This is a genomic window from Burkholderia sp. MSMB1826, from assembly GCF_001526325.1.
Lineage (GTDB): Bacteria > Pseudomonadota > Gammaproteobacteria > Burkholderiales > Burkholderiaceae > Burkholderia.
The window spans coordinates 360,387-379,663 of record NZ_LOYN01000015.1; the positions used below are offsets into that span (position 1 = coordinate 360,387).

General features: G+C 62.2%; 16 protein-coding genes and 1 pseudogene. 1 reads left to right on the forward strand and 16 read right to left on the reverse strand.

Annotated features, from left to right (window positions below):
- Positions 1 to 98: 98 nt before the first annotated feature.
- From WS95_RS08560 to WS95_RS34705, 6 genes are all read right to left on the reverse strand, one after another.
- Positions 99 to 800, reverse strand: coding sequence for an ABC transporter ATP-binding protein (locus WS95_RS08560; protein ID WP_011694813.1), 702 nt, complete (start codon positions 798 to 800; stop codon positions 99 to 101).
- Positions 800 to 1,573: a high-affinity branched-chain amino acid ABC transporter ATP-binding protein LivG gene (gene livG, locus WS95_RS08565; protein WP_034204315.1), complete on the reverse strand. Its 774-nt coding sequence runs from the start codon at positions 1,571 to 1,573 to the stop codon at positions 800 to 802. The genes WS95_RS08560 and livG overlap by 1 nt, the downstream gene beginning before the upstream one ends.
- On the reverse strand, positions 1,570 to 2,841 hold the full coding sequence (locus tag WS95_RS08570; RefSeq protein ID WP_034204314.1) for a high-affinity branched-chain amino acid ABC transporter permease LivM: 1,272 nt from the start codon (positions 2,839 to 2,841) through the stop codon (positions 1,570 to 1,572). Before WS95_RS08570 ends, livG begins: the two co-directional genes overlap by 4 nt.
- An 11-nt stretch (positions 2,842 to 2,852) precedes the next feature.
- Positions 2,853 to 3,779, reverse strand: coding sequence for a high-affinity branched-chain amino acid ABC transporter permease LivH (livH, locus tag WS95_RS08575; protein WP_034204313.1), 927 nt, complete (start codon positions 3,777 to 3,779; stop codon positions 2,853 to 2,855).
- A 173-nt stretch (positions 3,780 to 3,952) separates the two neighbouring features.
- Positions 3,953 to 5,071 carry a branched-chain amino acid ABC transporter substrate-binding protein gene (locus WS95_RS08580; RefSeq protein ID WP_034204312.1) on the reverse strand — a complete coding sequence of 373 codons (1,119 nt, stop codon included), beginning with the start codon at positions 5,069 to 5,071 and terminating at the stop codon, positions 3,953 to 3,955.
- A 471-nt stretch (positions 5,072 to 5,542) separates the two neighbouring features.
- Complete coding sequence (locus WS95_RS34705) at positions 5,543 to 5,887, reverse strand: hypothetical protein (protein WP_156444458.1); 345 nt, start codon at positions 5,885 to 5,887, stop codon at positions 5,543 to 5,545.
- Between WS95_RS34705 and WS95_RS32925 the strand changes: the two genes are divergently transcribed.
- Positions 5,859 to 6,509, forward strand: coding sequence for a hypothetical protein (locus tag WS95_RS32925; RefSeq protein WP_082746870.1), 651 nt, complete (start codon positions 5,859 to 5,861; stop codon positions 6,507 to 6,509). The two genes, WS95_RS34705 and WS95_RS32925, sit on opposite strands and share 29 nt — an antisense overlap.
- A 253-nt stretch (positions 6,510 to 6,762) precedes the next feature.
- Here the strand turns inward: WS95_RS32925 and WS95_RS32930 are convergent, their stop codons facing one another.
- From WS95_RS32930 to WS95_RS08615, 10 genes and pseudogenes are all read right to left on the reverse strand, one after another.
- Positions 6,763 to 7,203 carry a hypothetical protein gene (locus WS95_RS32930; RefSeq protein WP_236872714.1) on the reverse strand — a complete coding sequence of 147 codons (441 nt, stop codon included), beginning with the start codon at positions 7,201 to 7,203 and terminating at the stop codon, positions 6,763 to 6,765.
- A 133-nt stretch (positions 7,204 to 7,336) separates the two neighbouring features.
- A pseudogene (locus WS95_RS36090) lies at positions 7,337 to 7,591 on the reverse strand (RHS repeat domain-containing protein); the annotation flags it as partial.
- A gap of 136 nt (positions 7,592 to 7,727) precedes the next feature.
- Positions 7,728 to 8,210, reverse strand: a complete 483-nt coding sequence (locus tag WS95_RS32940; protein WP_082725196.1) for an immunity 22 family protein — start codon at positions 8,208 to 8,210, stop codon at positions 7,728 to 7,730.
- Between the two features lie 125 nt (positions 8,211 to 8,335).
- Complete coding sequence (locus WS95_RS34710; protein ID WP_156444459.1) at positions 8,336 to 9,133, reverse strand: hypothetical protein; 798 nt, start codon at positions 9,131 to 9,133, stop codon at positions 8,336 to 8,338.
- Between the two features lie 6 nt (positions 9,134 to 9,139).
- A complete protein-coding gene (locus WS95_RS08590; protein ID WP_059823299.1) occupies positions 9,140 to 13,636 on the reverse strand; it encodes a DUF6531 domain-containing protein in 4,497 nt (1,498 codons plus the stop codon).
- A gap of 7 nt (positions 13,637 to 13,643) precedes the next feature.
- A complete protein-coding gene (locus WS95_RS08595) occupies positions 13,644 to 14,066 on the reverse strand; it encodes a DcrB-related protein (RefSeq protein WP_006484761.1) in 423 nt (140 codons plus the stop codon).
- A 21-nt stretch (positions 14,067 to 14,087) separates the two neighbouring features.
- The gene (locus tag WS95_RS08600) at positions 14,088 to 16,208 is read right to left on the reverse strand and encodes a type VI secretion system Vgr family protein (protein ID WP_059823301.1); all 2,121 of its coding nucleotides are present in this window, start codon (positions 16,206 to 16,208) and stop codon (positions 14,088 to 14,090) included.
- 357 nt (positions 16,209 to 16,565) lie between these two features.
- A complete protein-coding gene (locus WS95_RS08605; protein WP_034204308.1) occupies positions 16,566 to 17,075 on the reverse strand; it encodes an OmpA family protein in 510 nt (169 codons plus the stop codon).
- Positions 17,076 to 17,161: 86 nt separating this feature from the next.
- Positions 17,162 to 18,430: a diguanylate cyclase domain-containing protein gene (locus tag WS95_RS08610; RefSeq protein ID WP_059823302.1), complete on the reverse strand. Its 1,269-nt coding sequence runs from the start codon at positions 18,428 to 18,430 to the stop codon at positions 17,162 to 17,164.
- Positions 18,427 to 19,134: a YfiR family protein gene (locus tag WS95_RS08615; protein WP_059823304.1), complete on the reverse strand. Its 708-nt coding sequence runs from the start codon at positions 19,132 to 19,134 to the stop codon at positions 18,427 to 18,429. The genes WS95_RS08610 and WS95_RS08615 overlap by 4 nt, the downstream gene beginning before the upstream one ends.
- Positions 19,135 to 19,277: the final 143 nt, after the last annotated feature.

Sequence of the window (19,277 nt, forward strand, 5' to 3'; positions counted from 1 at the left end):
GAAAAAGGCCGGGAACCGGTCTTGCAAGCGATTGCAAGCGGACGCGAACAGCCAGGCAAACCGCCGCCGGCCCGTTGCAGGCCGGCGGCTTTCCTGCGTCAACCGCCGAGATACGCCTGCTTGATCCGGTCGTTCGCGAGCAGGTTCGCGCCCGTGTCGGCCAGCACCACGCGCCCCGTTTCGAGCACGTAGCCGCGATCGGCCACGCCGAGCGCCTTGTTCGCGTTCTGCTCGACCAGGAACACCGTGACGCCTTCGTCGCGGATCGTCCGGATGATGTCGAAGATCTGCGCGATCACGAGCGGCGCGAGGCCGAGCGTCGGTTCGTCGAGCAGCAGCAAACGCGGCTTGCTCATCAGCGCGCGGCCGATCGCCAGCATCTGCTGCTCGCCGCCCGACATCGTGCCGGCTCGCTGCGTCGCGCGTTCCTTCAGGCGCGGAAACAGCTTGAACACGTGCTCGATACCGTCGTCGATCTCGTGACGGCTCGCGAAGAAGCCGCCCATCTTCAGGTTCTCGAGCACCGTCAGGCTCGGGAACACGCGCCGCCCTTCGGGCGAGATCGCCATCCCCTGCCGCATGATCTGGTGCGTCGACATCGCGGTGATGTCGTTGCCTTCGAACAGCACGCGGCCCGACGACGCGCGCGGCGTGCCGCATACCGTCATCATCAGCGTCGTCTTGCCGGCGCCGTTGCTGCCGATCAGCGTGACGATCTCGCCCTTGTTCACCTCGATCGACACGCCCGCGAGCGCCTCGACCGCGCCGTAGTGCGTATGGACCTGTTCCAGCTTCAGCATCACTCTTCCCCCAGATACGCCTTGATCACGCGCGGGTCGTTGCGGACCGCTTCCGGCGTGCCGATCACGATCGGCCGGCCGTGCTCCATCACGAGGATGCGGTCGGACACGCCCATCACGAGGCTCATGTCGTGTTCGATCAGCAGCACCGATACGCCGAACTCGCGGCGCAGCTTGTCGATCAGATGCTGCAGCTCGATCTTTTCCTGCGGGTTGAGGCCGGCCGCCGGCTCGTCCAGCATCAGCAGGCGCGGCTCGGTGATCATGCAGCGGGCGATCTCCAGACGCCGCTGGTGCCCGTACGACAGCGTGCCCGCCGGCCGGTTGGCGACCGACGTCAGCCCCATCCGGTCGAGCCACACGGCCGCGCGTTCGAGCGCTTCCTTCTCGGCGTGACGATACGCGGGCGTCGCGAACAGCCCGTGCAGCAGCCCCGCCTTCACCTTGCGGTGCTGCGCGACGAGCAGGTTCTCGACGACGGTCAGCGACTTGAACAGGCGGATGTTCTGGAACGTCCGCACGAGGCCCTTCAACGCGATCTTGTGGCTCGGCAGCCCCGCGATCGCGTGGCCGTCGAGCACGACGTCGCCGCCGGTCGGCTTGTAGAAGCCGCCGACGCAGTTGAACACCGTGGTCTTGCCCGCGCCGTTCGGCCCGATGATCGCGAACACCTCGTCGCGGCGCACGTCGAAATCGATGCCGTCCACCGCGAGCAACCCGCCGAAGCGCATCTGCAGCCCGGCAACCTTCAACAGTTCTGCATTCGCGCTCATTGCGGCAACTCCACGTGGGGACGGCTCGCAGGCAGCAGGCCCTGCGGACGCCACATCATCATCAACACCATCACCAGACCGAAGATCAGCATCCGGTACTCGGCGAACCCGCGCGCGACTTCCGGCAGCACGGTCAGCAGGATCGCCGCAAGAATCACGCCGAGCTGCGAGCCCATCCCGCCGAGCACGACGATCGCGAGGATCAGCGCCGATTCGATGAAGGTGAACGATTCGGGATTCACGAGGCCCTGACGCGCCGCGAAGAACGCGCCGCCGATACCCGCGAACGCCGCGCCGAGCGTGAACGCCGACAGCTTGATGCGCGTCGGGTTCAGGCCGAGCGAACGGCACGCGATCTCGTCGTCGCGCAGCGCTTCCCACGCGCGGCCCATCGGCATGCGGATCAGGCGGCTCGTGACGAACAGCGTGAAGCCCACCAGCAGCAGCGCGATCAGGTACAGGAAGATCACCATGTGCTCGCCGCTGTATTCCAGCCCGATCAGTTCATGGAAGGTCTTCGCCCCTTCGACGCTCGCCGAGCGCGCCATCTCGAAGCCGAACACCGTCGGCTTCGGAATGCTCGAGATGCCGTCCGGGCCGCCGGTGAGGCTCGTCAGGTTGTTCGCGAGCAGGCGAATGATTTCGCCGAAGCCGAGCGTGACGATCGCGAGATAGTCGCCGCGCAGGCGCAGCACCGGGAAGCCGAGCAGGAAGCCGAACGTCGCCGCGGCGATCGCCGCGATCGGCAGACACTCCCAGAACGACAGCCCGAAATACTGGTTCAGCATCGCGTACGTATAGCCGCCGACCGCATAGAACCCGACATAGCCGAGATCGAGCAGCCCTGCGAAACCGACCACGATGTTCAGCCCGAGGCCGAGGATCACGTAGATCAGCGCGAGCGTCGCGACGTCCACCGCGCCGCGCGAGCCGAAGAACGGCCACACGAGCCCCACCGCGAGCAGCACCCAGATGATCGCGCGCTGCTGCCGCGCGCCCATCGCAGGCGCCGCCGGCAGCTTCACGGCCGCTTTCGCGCGCATCAGCCACGGCTTGAACAACTGGAACAGGAATACCGCCGCCACGGCGATCCACACCGGGCGCCAGTGCGGCGTCAGCACGACCTGGTAGCCGTCGAGCTTCAGTTGCAGCCCGAGCACCGGAATCGTGAGGATCGCCGTCAGGATCGCGGCAGCCACCGCATTCTTCAGCGCCTGGCCGATCGAAGCATCGGCGGCCGGGCGGCGAACGGAAATGACTTGACTCATCTGCGTCTCCCTCAAACCTTTTCGATGTCCGACTTGCCGAGCAGGCCGGTCGGGCGGAAGAGCAGGATCAGCACGAGCAGGCCGAACGCGACGACGTCCTTGTACTCGGCCGGCATGTAGCCCGCGGCGAAGGTTTCGGCCAGCCCCAGCAGCACGCCGCCGAGCATCGCGCCCGGGATGCTGCCGATCCCGCCGAGCACCGCGGCGGTGAACGCCTTGATGCCCGCGACGAAGCCGATATACGGATTCAGCTTGCCGATCGTCAGCCCGATCAGCACGCCGCCGACGGCCGCCAGCATCGCGCCGAGCACGAACGTGAACGAGATCACGCGGTTCGTGTCGATGCCGAGCAGGTTCGCCATCTTCATGTCCTCGGCGCACGCGCGGCACGCACGGCCCATCCGCGAATGCGAGATGAACAGCGTGAGCGCGATCATCAGCACGAGCGTCACGCAGACGATCAACAGCCGCGCATACGGAATCGTCACGTCGTAGTCGCCGCCGAGATGGATGTCGAATGCGCCGGAGATCAGCACCGGCACGGACACGTCGCGCGCACCCTGGCCGATCTGCACGTAGTTCTGCAGAAAGATCGACATGCCGATCGCCGAGATCAGCGGCACGAGCCGCGGGCCGCCGCGCAGCGGCCGATACGCGACGCGCTCGACCGCGAAGCCGTACAGGCCGGTGACGATCACCGACACGATCAGCGCGGCGCCGAGCACGAGCGGCAGCGGATAGCCGGCCGAGATGCCGATTGCGGTCAGGGTCACGAGGCCCACGTAGGCGCCGATCATGTAGATCTCGCCGTGGGCGAAGTTGATCATGCCGATGATGCCGTAGACCATCGAATAGCCGATGGCGATCAACGCATAGATCGCACCCAGCGTCAGGCCGTTGACCAGCTGCTGGGCGAATTGAGGAAAGAAGTCAGTCATGTGCGGGAAGCTCCCGTTGGCATTGGGTCGCATGCCTGCGCCGGATCACGGCGATCGGCCGCGCGCAACGCACGGTGTCGTCTCGGGCCGCCCGTCGGCCGCGGAACGGCCAAATGCGCACGCGCTCCGCCCGGGTGACGGGCAGAGCGCGTGTGCGGGGCGGGTACTCCGTATTACTTGGCGGCGGTCTTCGTCGCGTCCTTGTGCCACGTGTAGACGACGAACTTGAACGCCTTCAGGTCGCCCTGTGCGTCATACGCGACCTTGCCGATCGGCGTATCGAACGTCGTCTTGTGCATGTACGCGGCGACCTTGGTCGGATCCGTCGTCTTCGCGCCCGCGATCGCGTCGGCGATGATCTTCACCGCGGCGTACGACGGCATCTGGAACGGGCCGTTCGGATCGCGCTTCTTGTCCGCGAACGCCTTCACGAGCGCCGCATTGGCCGGATCGGCCGAGAAGTCGGCCGGCAGCGTGACCAGCATGCCTTCCGACGCCGGGCCGGCGATCGCCGTCACGTCCTTGTTGCCGACGCCTTCAGGCCCCATGAACGTCGCCTTCACGCCCTGCTCGCGCGCCTGGCGCATCAGCAGGCCCATTTCCGGGTGGTAGCCGCCGAAGTAGACGAAATCGACGCCTTGCGACTTCAGCTTCGTGATGATCGCCGAGTAGTCCGAATCGCCGGCGTTGATGCCTTCGAACAGCACGACCGGGATCTTCGCGGCTTCGAGGTCCTTCTTCACCGACGACGCGATGCCCTGGCCGTACGACTGCTTGTCGTGCAGGACCGCGACCTTCTTCGGCTTCACGTTGTTGATGATGTAGTGCGCGGCGGCCGGGCCTTGCTGGTCGTCGCGGCCGATCGTGCGGAAGATGAAGTGACGCTTCTTGCCTTCGGTCAGCTGCGGCGCGGTGGCCGACGGCGTGACCATCACGATGCCTTCGTTCTCGTAGATGTCCGACGCGGGAATCGTCGAACCCGAGCACACGTGGCCGATCACGTACTTGATCTTCTGGCTGACGATCTTGTTGGCGACGGCGACGGCCTGCTTCGGTTCGCACGCGTCGTCCATCAGCACGACTTCGAACTTGTTGCCGCCCGCACCGCCTGCCGCGTTGATCTGTTCGATCGCGGTCAGCGCGCCGGCCTTCACCATGTCGCCGTATTGGGCGACCGAGCCGCTCATCGGACCAGCGATGGCGATCTTCACGGTTTCCGCTTGCGCGGCGGCGGCGCCCGCGGCGAACAGCACGGCGGCGACGGAAATGGACGTAAGACGGGACAGCGTCATCTGGGAGCTCCTCGATGTTGTTTAGTCATACGGGCAAAGGCGGCATGACTTGCGCAATCGAACAGCACCCGGGGCGAGGACATGGGACACGCCCGAGACACATAGAAGACGGAACTCCGGCGGAATGTTGCGTAGCGGGGCCCGGCTCTTGCAGTCCCCGAAAGGGACGTCTGGTTCGGAAAGACATCGTGATGCGTCTTGCATTGCGCAAGCGTTTCGCCTGCCCCGCTTGCCAAATCGCTGGTTCGGAGGGATGGTCCGACAGCTGTTGGCAAGGCAGCCGAAATTATATGGGCGTTTTTCAATCGTCTGTCAAAAATGCCTGTCGATTGAGGGAAAACACGTACGTTTTTGAGATGGATGGGTGGCGACTGCGGCGCAACCTCGGCGGGGCGAGAACGTTTGCTTCGAGTGCAATCGGGTTGCTATTCGGCACGGGGATCGGGGCGGATTCCTTGCTGGGCGGGGTTTTCAGCGATGGGGGATTCGCGCCGGCGCATTTTTCGAGCTGCCGGCGGCCCGGGCGCTGGAAATCAATCGACTGATGATTGTGGGCGTGCGCACCAGGACGGGGCGCTGCGCGAGGCGGTAAAAATTTCCGTTTAGCGGGAAAACTAAACGATCTGAAAGCTTTTTGATATATCCGTGAAATAATGCGACCTCGTTTCCGCAATCCAGCCAGCCTTCGTGCAAGTCGCGCCCGCCGCGCCTCGCAATCGCCTCAGGGCCGCGCCGAACCCGCTCGTCGCCCAGCAGCCAGCCAGTGATTGATCTGCCGTTTTGTTCAATGCACATCGCCTGCTTCGGATCGCCCATGAATTACTCCGTCCGCCTCTCTTCCGCCGCCGCGATCGCGTGCGCGCTTTCTGTTTCGACTGCCCATGCTTCGGGACGCGATGCGCTGACCGATCGGTCGGCCGGTGCCAATGTATTTCGATCGGAGCGGCGTGCTGCTGCTCGGGAGGATGGGCATGCGGCACGGATGAACCGCCGACGCGTGCAGTTCGCTGCGCCTGCCGAACGTAGCCCGTTCGATACGCCGGATACGCGGCCGTTGCGGGTGACGAGCGATGCGCTCGTGGCATCGCCGCCCTCCTCTAAACAAGAACCCGATTTTGTCTCGGCTCCGAACCGCGTCGCGCTTGGCGCGGGCGGGAGCGATAGTTTGGGTCGCGTAGGGCCCGGGTATGTGCAGCGCGAACAGAACTGGAATGAATACCTGCGCGCGAACGGCTCTCGGTCAGTTGGAGGTAGGGGTGCGTATGCGCCCCAGCGGCCGTACGATGCGCCGCGCGGTCCGCACGGCGTGCCGAATCCGTTCGATCCGTCGGTGCCGCAACCGGAGACGCGAACGTTCTATGACAACGGATCGGGGACGAAATGCACGGCTACCGGCGGTGCGGGGACGTCACGATCGTCTTGCGATATCGCTTGGTGATGCGGGGTTTAGGGTGGCTGCCGCTTGCGGCTGCTCTACCCTGTCCGGCGCGCTGCGTGATGTCGCGCAGCGCGGCCGCATCTCGCGGCGTTGCGCTTACAGCTGCGTGATGATCAGCCTACCTGGCTCAATCTCGATCCTCGCCTTGCGGGGCAACGACGCCCAATTACAGTCTTGCATATCCAGCACCACAGGCACATGACTGCCCTTGGTCACCACGCCCTTTTTGCCGACGGGCCATATGGAATTTAATTTAAATAACTCTATTCCATGATCCATTTTCCGCCCTCTCAGGTTCCACGAATACCCAAATCGAATGACACTGAGCGCAACGATAGTACATTGCAGAACCTGCCGAGCCTGGGCCCTCGGAATCAAAAAGCGGCGGAACGATTTCCGTAAGAATTCCGTTTGCAACAGTAGCATCACGGCGTTGTGAATATTGCTGATACTCCATGCGCGACACGAACTGCTTGGGCAACCCGATACCACGGCAGTGCGTGCACGCGGGCAGCAACTGAGCGATCGCTCCGTTGCTCTGGGCTTCGCTTCCCCGCCGAAGTTTCAGCAACTGACCTCGTGGAATTTGTGCTTCGACGCGTGCTCCTTGGTTATCTAACCATGCGCGTAGCTGTTGCAAATCAACACCTCGATCGCGGTAGCGCCGAAACATATCTTGAATATCTTGATCCATGACGGTCACATTGATTTGTCGACCGGAATAATCCAGTCGTCAGACCACGATTTCGTTGTTCCCATGAACTGATTCTGTCCACCGGATCCTGCTGCCGGATAGAACGACGTTTCTGGTTCCCATCCAACCGAATGTAGCTGAGCCCGGTCTCATCGTCTGCCCATTGACCAGGGAAGCGTAGCGTCGTGTCGATCGGCGTGTTCTGTATGTTGTTCGCTGCTCGCCTAACCGGCAGCAGTTTTCCCCACAACGAATACGCGGCCCTCCACATCGGCTGGCCTTGTTCGTCGAGCACTGCTCTCGGCAGGCCGATCTGGTCGGTCAGGATCGGATATAGACCATCCTCGGTCTCCTGCGCGAGAGACGAGAAACTGCCCGGCTCGATATGGATGATGGATATGCGGCGCGGATGAGCCGCCGACGCGTGCAGTTCGCTGCGCCTGACGAACGTAGCGCGTTCGATACGCCGGATACGCGGCCGTTGCAGGTGACGAGCGATGCGCTCGTGGCATCCCCGCCTTCTTTTAAACACGAACCCGATTTTGTCTCGGCTCCGAACCGCGTCGCGCTCGGTGCGGGTGGGAGCGATAGTTTCGGTCGCGCAGTGCCTGGGTATGAGCAGCGCGAGCAGAACCGGAATGAATACCTGCGCGCGAACGGTTCCCGGTCAGCCGGAAGTGGCGGCTCGTATGCGCCCTCGTATTCGAAGTTATAAAGTAGATCAGACCATTGTCATCAACACCGCGCATAGCTTCGAGCTCGGGAATCAGCACGTCAGCAAAACTATCGATCCAAGAAAATCCTACAAGATTCTTTCGGAGGCTTAGATCCGGTTGCAGCATGCCCGCTTCACGGAAGTCATCGTCAATCCAGTCAATTCCGGTATCGTCTCGAAACTGATTGGAAGCGTCACCTTTCTCGTCGCAAGCGTTCTCGATGTAGTCCGTAAGATCATCGTCGTCAGCGAACTTTCCAACCCAGACAGATACTTTGTTAGCTTTTTCCATTCCTCCCTACTCCGTCGGCGGCGGAAGACCCACGGACAGGTCGTCGACGCCATTAGCGAGACGATAATTTCCCCAGATCCGCAAACGTGTAATTTAGTTACGATTCACGCCTTCCGAAAATGACCTCAGGGCAATTTCCGCGCCGGCTTATTCGCAGGTGCCTTTTGCCAAGCGAGCAATATCCCTGCTTCTCCACAAGCGTTGTTTACTGCGGTCAAATCTGCATCCTCAACGGCCCAGAGCCACATATTGTTTGGAATACTTTTCAAGGAGCCCCGAGATGAATCAGACATAATCCACTCCCTCAATGAAATATCATCGATTCGAATCTCCATGTGATTCTCGTTGAGTACGTTCAAAGGATAAATCATCCTGAGCTTTTCTCGTTCATAACTCGCCGAGCCCGGCACCCTACCGGGAAGTTCTCGCGTGAAAAGTGCCGTATTCTCAAAAGGGAAAATCCTAACCAAATTCACCCCGGTCGAGTATTTATACGCAATCGACGACTTTTCCGCATCGTACACAATGGCATATTTGCAACTCAAGTGCACCACAACGTCCTCAAGAAATTTTTCTATCTCTTTATTTATCTCACACACCGACCTCTCGATCTGAACATCGACAAATGATAGCCCCCCAAATTCCGGGACATTGCAACCAAACGAAATAGCCGGAACGTCAACTTTTTTTCCGTCATTAAATACCTGAAATGCGGAAACTTCCCCATTCGATATTTTTGACCTCAGATCAGGGAGAGATGTTTCTTGATCGTCAACAGTTCTCTCCCCGCCTCGAACGACGAATTTAAAAAACATCGCCCTGGTTGCCTCCGAGCCTAGTTGACGAAATAGATCTTCAGCCACCTCTAGAGTGGAGATGACCTGAGTCGGACTAGTCCCATAAATTACGATTCCCGTACTCATATCCTCTCAAATCCCTGATATCAAATTATCCAAATCCGTCTTTATCATCTGCGCATCATAAGGATGCTCAAACACGAGTATATCCCCGCGCGCATTTGGTGGAAGATTTTGCATTGCATCATAGTTACGCGTAGTTAGCGTTCGCAACTTTGTCCCCATGTCGGTCCGGGAAGCCATTTCGATCGCATGCACCCTACCATTAACATCTACCGCCATAATGTCGGGGCGTCGCGCTGAAACGGCATTATCAGTAGCAAAATTGTAGGATCGATTCAGATAAATTTCCTTGAATTTGCCACTCATCGCAAGTTTGTTGGCAATCATCTCTGAGAACTGATCGTGCCCCGGTGTTCCGTCCTTCTGCCCCTTGCCGTATATCTTCGTTCCATTGACTTCCCGTTCTGGGCATTGCTGTAACCCGAACGGATCAACCCACTCGCTGGGTTCATGAACGTAGCCCTGGGTCCGGAATCCGCCCGCAAGCCCGAGCGGATCAACGCTCAGATACTGGGCTGAGTCCGGGTCGTAATAGCGATGCAGGTTGTAGTGCAGCCCCAATTCTTCGTCGAACCATTGTCCCGGGAACCGCAGCGTCGCATCGATGGGCGCAACATCGCCATCGTTAGCTGCGCCTCGTATCGGCAACACTTTCCCCCAGAGTGTATGGGAGGCCTTGAAGATTGTCTTGCCGCGTACGTCGAACACCGCCTTCGGCTGGCCAATCTGATCGGTCACGATAGGGTACAGACCATCGTCAGTCTCCTGCGCCAGTGGCGACAAGGTCTCTGGCTCGATATGCCACGTCACCACCTGTCCCGTCGTACCGTCCCGCTGCTCGATCCAGCGCTCAGCCAGCGTCGAACCGTCCCAAACGTACTTCACTGCTTCGCGACCGCCAACTTGCTGCTTCTCGATCCGGCGGTTGAAAGCATCGTATTGGTACAGCCAGACACCTCGTTCAGGTGTCTTGACCTTTACGATCCGGTTAAGGCCGTCCCACGTGTATTGCCATGTCTTCGGCCGAAACCCCGGCTGTTCGACCGTTTTCTCGATTGTGCGGCCACGCGCGTCGTACCGGTAGCGTGCATAGCCGATTCGTTCCGGCAGGCCGCCCCGACCATAATGATGAGCATCCACAGGAGCTTGACGCCCATGCGCAGCAATGTTCATCACCGCGTCATAGCGGAAGTGTTCGGCAGTCTGAAGCAGACTATCCACGGAGACGATCTGGCCGCGTGCGTCACGCCGGTACTTGAGCGTATCGGCGTCAGTGTCGACTCGCTCAAGTTGTCCGGCAGCGTCGTAGTGATAGACGTGCCTCGTCAATTGCTCGAACGCGCGGGCTGGGTCGGTTTGTAAGGCATCGAACGCTGCCGCAGGACCCGCGATTTGTCGGTGAATGCGGCCAAGCATGTCGTAGGTTTGCTGCGCAACGAACTCCCCCGCTTGCCGACCGATCTCGCGTCCCACGCCGTCGCGCCGGATCGTTAGCCCGCTCACCTGGATCAGTGCACCCAACGCATCATATGCATAGACCGTTTCCCGCCGAGGCGTCATCCGCAGGCGTCGCTGACCATTAGCGTCGTAGACGTGCCGCAACAGTTCGCCATGCTGATCCTCACCGATCACGCGTCCGTTCCTGTCGTAAGCAAAGCGCGTCACGTGAGAGCGCTCACCCTGCACCTCCGCCGATGCCAGTCTTCCGACTGCATCGTAACGATAGGCCAGTCGCACGTCACCCGCGTCGACCTCGATGAGCCGGTCGTATGTATCGTACGAATAGCGCCACTGCCCACCGTCCGGCAACGTCTTGCTTATCAGGCGACCGGTAGGATCGCGCTCGTATCGAGTCTCGCGCCCTCCCCAGTCGACCTCGGCCGTGAGACGTCCAGCCGCGTCGTACCGGTACGTGTAGGACTCGCCCAGCGCGTTGATGACCTTCGTCAACCTGGTCGCATGGTCATACTCGAAGCGTGTGGCATGACCAGCGGCATCGATAGACGCCGTCAGCAAATCGAATGGGCCATAGGTTCGCTGGATCATGCGACCGAGCGGATCGATCCATTCGACTGGGAGGCCCTCGCTGTTGTATCGCGTCCGCGACACGGATCCATCAGGGCGCGTAACCGCACTCAGCAGACCGCGTGGATTTGCCGGGCCGTCAGCATAGTCGTAACGCGTCACATGCCCATCGGGCGACGTTTCCTCCAACAGCCGGCCCAGCACGTCAATCTTGCGCCTAAAGCGCGCCCCCGTCGGCAATTCGATGTCGGTCAGCCGCAGCCGGTCATCGTAGTCCAGGCGCGTCTCGCGATCACCTTGAACCACTCGCAGCAGTTCGCCACGGGGCCCATAGCGATAGGTCGTTTTGTTGCCGTCAGGCTCGGTCCGTGCAATCAACCGATACAGATGGTCGTACTCGAGCTTGATCGTGCCGCCGTTCGGCAAGCGCACCCCGGTTAGGCGCTGCTCATCGTCATAATCGAAGTCAACTGTCCTTCCCGAGCTTTCGACGACCGAAGTCAGTTGGCCTCGCTCGTCGTATCGATAGTCCGTCCGTCGACCAAGCGGATCGATCCGAGCCATCAAACGACCAAGTTCCCATTCGGAGCAAGTGCAATGGCCGAGCGGATCAGTTTCGGCCGTTACAAGACCTTCGTCGTTATAGGCGTAGGTCCATTCGCCGTCGACGTCAATCACGCGTGTGCAGCCGGCTTCGTAGATGAATCGGCCCGTGTGATAGCCCTGCCGTGTACCTGTCTCGACTACACGACCAGCGGTGTCGTACCGATATCGAACATCGGTCTGATCTGTATCCCGCCATTGGGTCATCCAGCCGTGTTCGTCGTACGCGTAATAGAACTGCCCAAACTGGAAGCTCGCCACATGGGTAAGCATGCCGTTCTGGTAGTCGTAGCCCACAAGCGTTCTGGAACCACCGTCCGCCTCATGGAGAACGATCCGTTGCAGCTGACGGTCGCGGCCAAGATAGGCAATCTCGAGCCGATAGCCATCGCTATGGACCATGCCGCTCAAACGGCCAGCAGTATCGTAGGAAAGAACGATCGCGTTGCCGTCGAGGTCCTCGATCCGTTCGAGGCGAGACGAGCGCCCGTCGACGAGCGGCGCGAAAATACGCAGTTGCCGAGTGTCACGATCGAAGATGCGCGGTTCGAGTCGGCTTCCGACCAGCCGATAACGCGGCTCACGCAGGTTAATGCCGTTGAGCGCCATATCCGGCGCGTCAAAACCGATCACCAGACCTGCGCCATCGTGGAATCGCACGAAGCGGCCACCATCGAACGCCAATCGCTGCGACCAGTTGTCCGACCAGCGGTGACCGAGCAATCCATGATCGTCCGATCGAGTCCGATAGCGTCGTTTGAACTCAAGAGGCAGGATTCCAGGAATGGTCAGATCCGTGCGGATCTCCAGCATTTCTCCGGATACCGGATCAACCGGGTCCTTGCACTTCGGTCGATTCTCGTCCTTGATACCCCTCTGCTCTGCCGACCGGGTGGGCTCGGGCCGGAATTTTTCGCGCACCGCCCGCAGCCCCTTGCCGCCAACTTTTCCAACTCCGCCGCCTACAATCCCGCCGATCAAACCCGCCAGGAATTCCTGCGTCGCGGACAGCTCCGGGTTCTTCGGGCCATAATTTCCGGTCGTCTTGTCGATCCAGATGCTGTTGCGCCCCGAATTGACTTTACCGCTACAGTGGGTCTCGTGGCCGATCCGCACCAGCGGCAGCCCGTTGACGAACACGGTTTTGCTGCCGTCGACGAGCGCCTGCGGTGCGCTCGAATGGTGATCACACTTCACCAGATCCGTGACACGCGCGACCTTTTTGCCCTCGAAGTACACATTGTCCGATCCAGTCTTGATCTCCCCACAGTTGCTGCCCATGCTCTGACTGGCCGACGCAAGCGCACCACCAAGCGTCAGGCCGCCCGCCAGGCACGCCCCGACGATCAACCCGCCGACGAGTCCGCCAGTCGCCACAGTAGCCGCCACCGCAACACCGATCGCCACCCCGACGGCAATGCCGGTGAGGATTCCCATAAACCCCGACGAATGCGCGATGCGATCGCCTACGCAGGCGGGATGCGGATCGCCGTGGCCGATCGTCAGGCCCAGTGCATCGCCGACCCGCGTGAATTGCCCGGAGAGCCATCCAGTGAAACCAACCTTGTCGAGTGCCCAGGCGCCACCGACTGCAATCGCGAGCGGGAGCATGACAGTGCCCGCCGCGACCGCGCCCGCACCCAGTGCCGCCCCGCCGGTCGCGCCACCAGCCAGCGCTGTACCGGCCGCACTCAGCCCGGCGGCCGTCCCCTCAACGGCGGTCAGGCCCGCATCGGCGCCAAGCATCCCGTAGTTGAGGTGCTCGTAAAACGGCTGCTCGGCCGCTTTCGCGGCTTCACCGTCCTCCAGCCTGGCGATCTGATCGAGACGTTCCTGTGGGCTGCCGCTCGGCTCGTCGTAATTCGGCGTGTCCGACATTGCAGCCTCAGATCGGATCGCGCAACTGAAGGCTCTGAATCACCGCCCGGATTTGTTCGCGCTGTGTGTCACTCAGCGTGCCGGGCGCAGTAAAGGTGAGCATCAGGACAACCTGCCCGTATTCCACCATCGTCAGCCGCTGGTGAATGGGCGCCTGGTTGTTCGTCCACGTAAACTCGTGCACATGCGCGGCGCGCCCGGATACGGTGGCGTCTTCATTTGCCACCTCGGCATAGTCTGGAACCTGCTTCGCCACCTTCCGGATTTCGCTTGACACATATTCGGCGAACTTCATGCCCCACGGCAGTCGCTCGCGCGTGATCACGAAACTCACGCCTTCCGTGCCAGTCGCTGCCGACACAAATACGTTCATCGTTTTGTCCTGCCACTCCACGGGCAGCGCCAACGTGCCTTCCTGCATCTGGTACATGCTTTGTTATCCTTATTGGTGTTAGCCGTTCTTCGGATTGATGTCGGTTCGAGCAGCCTGGATATTGATGTTGCTGTCGTCCAGGTGGATCACCGACTCGCCCTTGTAGATATCGATCGAGTCAGCAGTCATGTGGATACGCGTGCCGCCGTCGCCGCCGATCTTGATCCAGAGTTCCTTGGCTTCCAGTGTGTGCACACCCTGCGGAGTCTGATGCAGCGTATTACCTTGCACGACAACGTCCGACAGGTTGCCAACCGCGACAGCCGTCGTATGGTTGCCCTTGCCGACCTCGACGGTCCGGTCGCCTTTGAGAACTTGAGTCCATTGCGCGTCCTCGACAACGGTATGCATGTCTTTCTGCGCATGCATGTAGAACATCTGTGCACCATTGACGTCGCTCATCAGCAACTCGTTCGACCCCTGCCCCTTGTGCGTCTGGCTCTTGATCCCCATCGTCTGGCCGGCCGCGCCGTGATACGGGTTGCCCTGCTCGCCGTTGAACACGCGGCCGACGATCACCGGGTTATCCGGATCGCCTTGGTTGAACGCCACCAGCACTTCCTGCTTGATCCGCGGAATCGCGGCCGCGCCCCAGCCGTCGCCCGCCCACGGTTGCGACACGCGCACCCACATCGAATCGGAGCCGTCCTTCTTGCCGCGCCGGTCCCACGGGAAATGCACCTTCACCGCGCTGCCGTTCGTATAGATTTCCTCGCCCTTCGGCCCGACGACGATCGCCGACTGCGTGCCGTGAATCACCGGCTTCGGCGTCGCGCGCGGCGCGCGGTACGGGATCTTCTTCGGCAGCAGCGAGAAGCTGTTGCGGTACGGCAGCTTCGCGCTGTGCTGCGTATAGTCGTTCACGGCCTCGTGACGCACGTGCAGGATCACGTACTCCTGGTTGTTTTCGAGGACGGGGTGGTTCGCGACGGTCACGGCGCCAGCCGTCGTCATGCGCCACGCATAACCGCCGCCGGTATAACGATGGGCTTGCGCCTCCTCGGCCTCCATCGCGTAACGCGCGTAGCGGTTGCCGTCGTCGCCGTGGTCGTACAGCGACTGGTGCTCGAACCGCTCGGTCGCATCGAGCCGCGCATGCTTGAGGTTTTGCGGCCCGGCCTCCACCAGCATCAGCGGCGACGACGGATTCTGGTAATTGAAGTCGCGGAACGTGACCTTGCCGACGCCGAAACGCCGGCCTTCGTGCAACTGGTCGATGCCGCTGCTCTCGCTGGCCTCGGTCGCGGCGAACGGCACGGTGGCGAGCCCCTCGATCGGGCGGAACAGCAGGTTCGTGTCGCCGATCACGAGAAAGTGCTTGTCCTTCTCGTAGCGGTGCGTCCACACGAGCCCCTCCTGCTCCATCAGCCGCGCGCAGAAATTGTAGTAGCTCTCCTGGTACATCACGACGTACTCGAGCGGCTTCTGGCTCGTCCGGATGTCGAACGTGAAATCGGAAAAACCGTGTTCCTGGAAGATCTCTGTGAGGATGTCCTGCGCGGTCTTGTTCTGGAAGATCCGGCAGTCGGTCGAGCGCGTCAGAAACCAGAACCACGGCACGGCCGTCAGGTGGTATTGCGTGACGTTCCCGGGGTTGCCGGCGCGGTCGAACGACGCGACGTAGCCGTCGAAATAGCGGTCGTTGTCGCCGGTGCCCGACGCCACGACGCGTTCGAGCGTCGACAGTCGCGCCTGCTGGTCGAAGCGGATCTTGATCTGCTGGCCGATCAGATCCTCCGGGCGCAGGTCGTGGCGATGCGACAGCAGGTCGAGGTGGATTTCCGGCAACCGGTTCACGTGCTCGTCGACGACGGCCGCGCTGACCAACAGCACATCCGGGCCGAGCGGCGTGTCGAGCGTCACGTAGCGGTTGAGCTGGGTCAGGCGTGCCGGGTTGGCAGCGCCGTTGATCGCCTCGGCAATCGCGCCGGGCGTCTTGTCCATCAGCGAGAAGCCGGTCTGCGCGAGTTGCATCGCGCGCTGCACGGTGTCGACGTGCCCGGCCAGGCCGGCGAGCGGCCCGAGGCTGCCGGCCACGCTCGACGCCACCGGGCCGGCGAGGCCCCCGAGCGCGCTCAACGAGCCGAGCGCACTGCCGCCCAATCCACTGGGAATACCCCCGTTCGGAGCGAAACTCATTCTTGTTCCTTGCGTGTGATCTCAGGTTCCATGAGCCGGCTCGCCGGCCCGCAGCCCCGATAATGTAGGGTAAAACCCGACTGCTTGAAAGACGTCCGCAAACGTTTTCGTTCGAGCCCTGAAAATCCGAAAAAGAGACCACCGGCTGGGCCCCGGAGGCGGCACGCCGCGCCGACGCAGCGCGACGGCCTGCAATGAAAACCGTGACACTGCATCCTCAGGCGTCTGCGTGACAATGGCAGGAAACAGTTGAAACGAACTGACCGCTCCAGGACATTCCGGCGGCAGTGTTTGAGCAACCATACTAGACAGCCTACTGGTCGGCAGGTGTGCAATCGATATTGCGGCGCACCTCCCTCACCGCGGCGAAACCACGATCGCCGCCCGCCGATTCTGCGCCCGCCCTGCCGGCGTCTTGTTGTCCCCTACCGGATCGCGCTTCCCTTTCCCGACGATCGCGATCCGCTTCGCATCGAGTCCGACGTCGACCAGTTCGACAGCAACGACTTCGGCCCGCCGTCTCGACAACTCCAAATCGTAAGCCGCCTCCCCTTCATCGTCCGAGTATCCATAAACCCGCACCCCGTTGATCCCCGCCGACTGCAACGTCCGACCGATCCGTTCGACGATCCGCCGCACATCCGGCTTGAGGTTGTACCGATCGAAATCGAACAGGATCGGCCCGGTCGAACCGAACTCGAACCCCTGCCCGGTCTCCTGGAACCCGGCCGACTTCAGCGCCGTGACCTGCGTCTGCGTCAGCCCGCGATGAAGCGGCGGCGTCTTGCAGCCCCCCAGCAGCATGCCCAGCAGCAGCGCACTCCCGACGCACATCCGCCCCATGCTCAAAGGAAACGAGTGGTTCATTTCGCATCCCCTTCTATCGCGCCCGCTCTGCAAGCGCTTCTTTTAACCGCCGCTGCGGCCTCGCCCGCAGCGCGAGTCGATCAACGTCACACCGGCCCTGCAACGCTCTCCGCCAACCGCCACGATCCCGGCCGCGCGCGCTTGGCGCGGTACATCGCGATATCCGCCGCCCGCAGCAAGCCGCTCGCGTCCGACGCGTGATCGGGATACAGCGCAATGCCGGCACTCATCATGGTGGCCACCACGCGGCCGTCGGACAGCTCGATCGACGGCGCCATGCCGGACAAAATCTCGTCGGCGATCCGGCCCACGCTACCCGCCTCGGGCACCGACGCCAGCATCACCGCAAATTCGTCGCCGCCCAGGCGCGCGACGAGATCGGCCTCGCGCACCCGCGTGCGCAGCCGCGACGCGATGCCGATCAGCACCGCGTCGCCGGCGTCGTGGCCGAGACAATCGTTGATCTCCTTGAAGCGGTCGCAGTCGAGATAAAGAACGGCGACTCGCTGCCCCGTCAACGTGGCATCGCAAAGCGCAAGCGCGAGGCGCGATTCGAACTGCACGCGATTGGGCAACCCGGTGAGTGCATCGTGCGTCGCCTTGTGCTCGAGCGACGCGTTCTCGTCACGCAGCGTGTTCTGCCAGTCTTCGAATTCGTCGAGCAGCGCGTTGAAGTCGTCGCCGAGCTGGTTGAGTTCGGCGATCGCCGCGGGCTCGACGCGCCGCCCGAACGCACGCTCGCGTCGCACCGCGTGCGCGACACCCGCCAGCGCGCGCAGCGGCGAAACGATATCGCGCAGCAGACGCTTCGAGCTGACATACGCACCGAATACGCTGAGGGCCAGGCAGCCGAGAATGCCGCCGACGCCGCCGAGCAGGAAGCCGAAGAACTGGTGCCCGCGGCCGCGCACGACGACGTGGCCGACGATGATGCCGTCATGCATCACCGGCACGGTGACCGGCCCGGGCAGCGCCACGTCGGCGACGGCGCGCTCGAGCCGCACGATCCCGTTTCCGGCCGGCAACTGCCACGTCGCGAACAGTTGTCCCTTGCTGTCGGTGACGACCACCTGCGCGACGTCCTCGTCGCCGGCGATCATCCCGATCGCTTCGTTCGCCGCGATGCGATCGCCGAACACGAGCGCCGCCTCGACCGTATAGCCGAGCGAGCGCGCCAGCAGGTTCAGGTTGTTGCCGGCATAGGCTCGCAACGCGATCACGGCGACGACGATCAACGACACCGCGGCCATCGTCACGGCGACGAACGCGAGACGCAGGTGCGCGCGGCGCAACACGCTTTGCAGCGTCGGGCGCGGCGGGCGCGAAGCGGAAACGGAGGGTGCGGACCGTGTCATGGCGTCACCGGCCGTCGTGCGAGATTGAGGACGTTCGGATGCACGCGCACGCCGCTGCGCGCGACGGCGTCGAGATTGATGTCGAACGACACGCGTTCGCCGTCGACGTTGAGACAGAACATGCCGCCTGCGGTGCACGACGGATCGTGCTCCGAGATCGTCAGGACAGGATGGCCGGCCACTGCTGCCCTCACCCGTGTTTTCTCGTCTTCGCTCAGGGTGCCGAGATAGACGACGTCGCAGACCATGCCGAGCGCGGGATCGTCGAAGCGCACGCGCTGCACGTCGAGCAGCGTCGAGCCTGCCTGCAGCGTGTCGATCAGACCGCGTGCGTAGTCGGGCCGGCCCGTCACGCACAAATGCAGGCGAACGGGGGTCGTCGGCCAGCGCGTGAAGCTGATGATGCCGAGCACGACCTGACGCACGGCCGTGTCGTGTGACGAAATGGCGGGATCGCGGGAATCGGCGGGGCTCGCGGCGGCGGCGATGCGCACGGTGTCGGGCGTATCGTCGGCATCGGCGGGAACCCCGGCTAGCACGGCGGGAGCAGCACTCAGAACGCAAACGATTGCGAGAAACGCGTGGCGCAGCGAAGCGATTCGGCCAAGGCGGCCGGACGCCGTCCGCGCGGCCATTGCCGCCGCGCCCGTTGGCGCCGCTGCAGTCGCAAAACTGGCAGCGGACGCGCTCACTTTCGCATCCATGACGGGAACATCCGCTGGCGTCGGTCCCGACGCTGCCTACTGCCTCCCTCCATGCGCGTGCAGGTACCGAATTAACGCGCACGATTCCTTCATCTTAGGTAGAAAGTCGCGTGGACAACCAGTGGGATACACCCGGGAGAAAT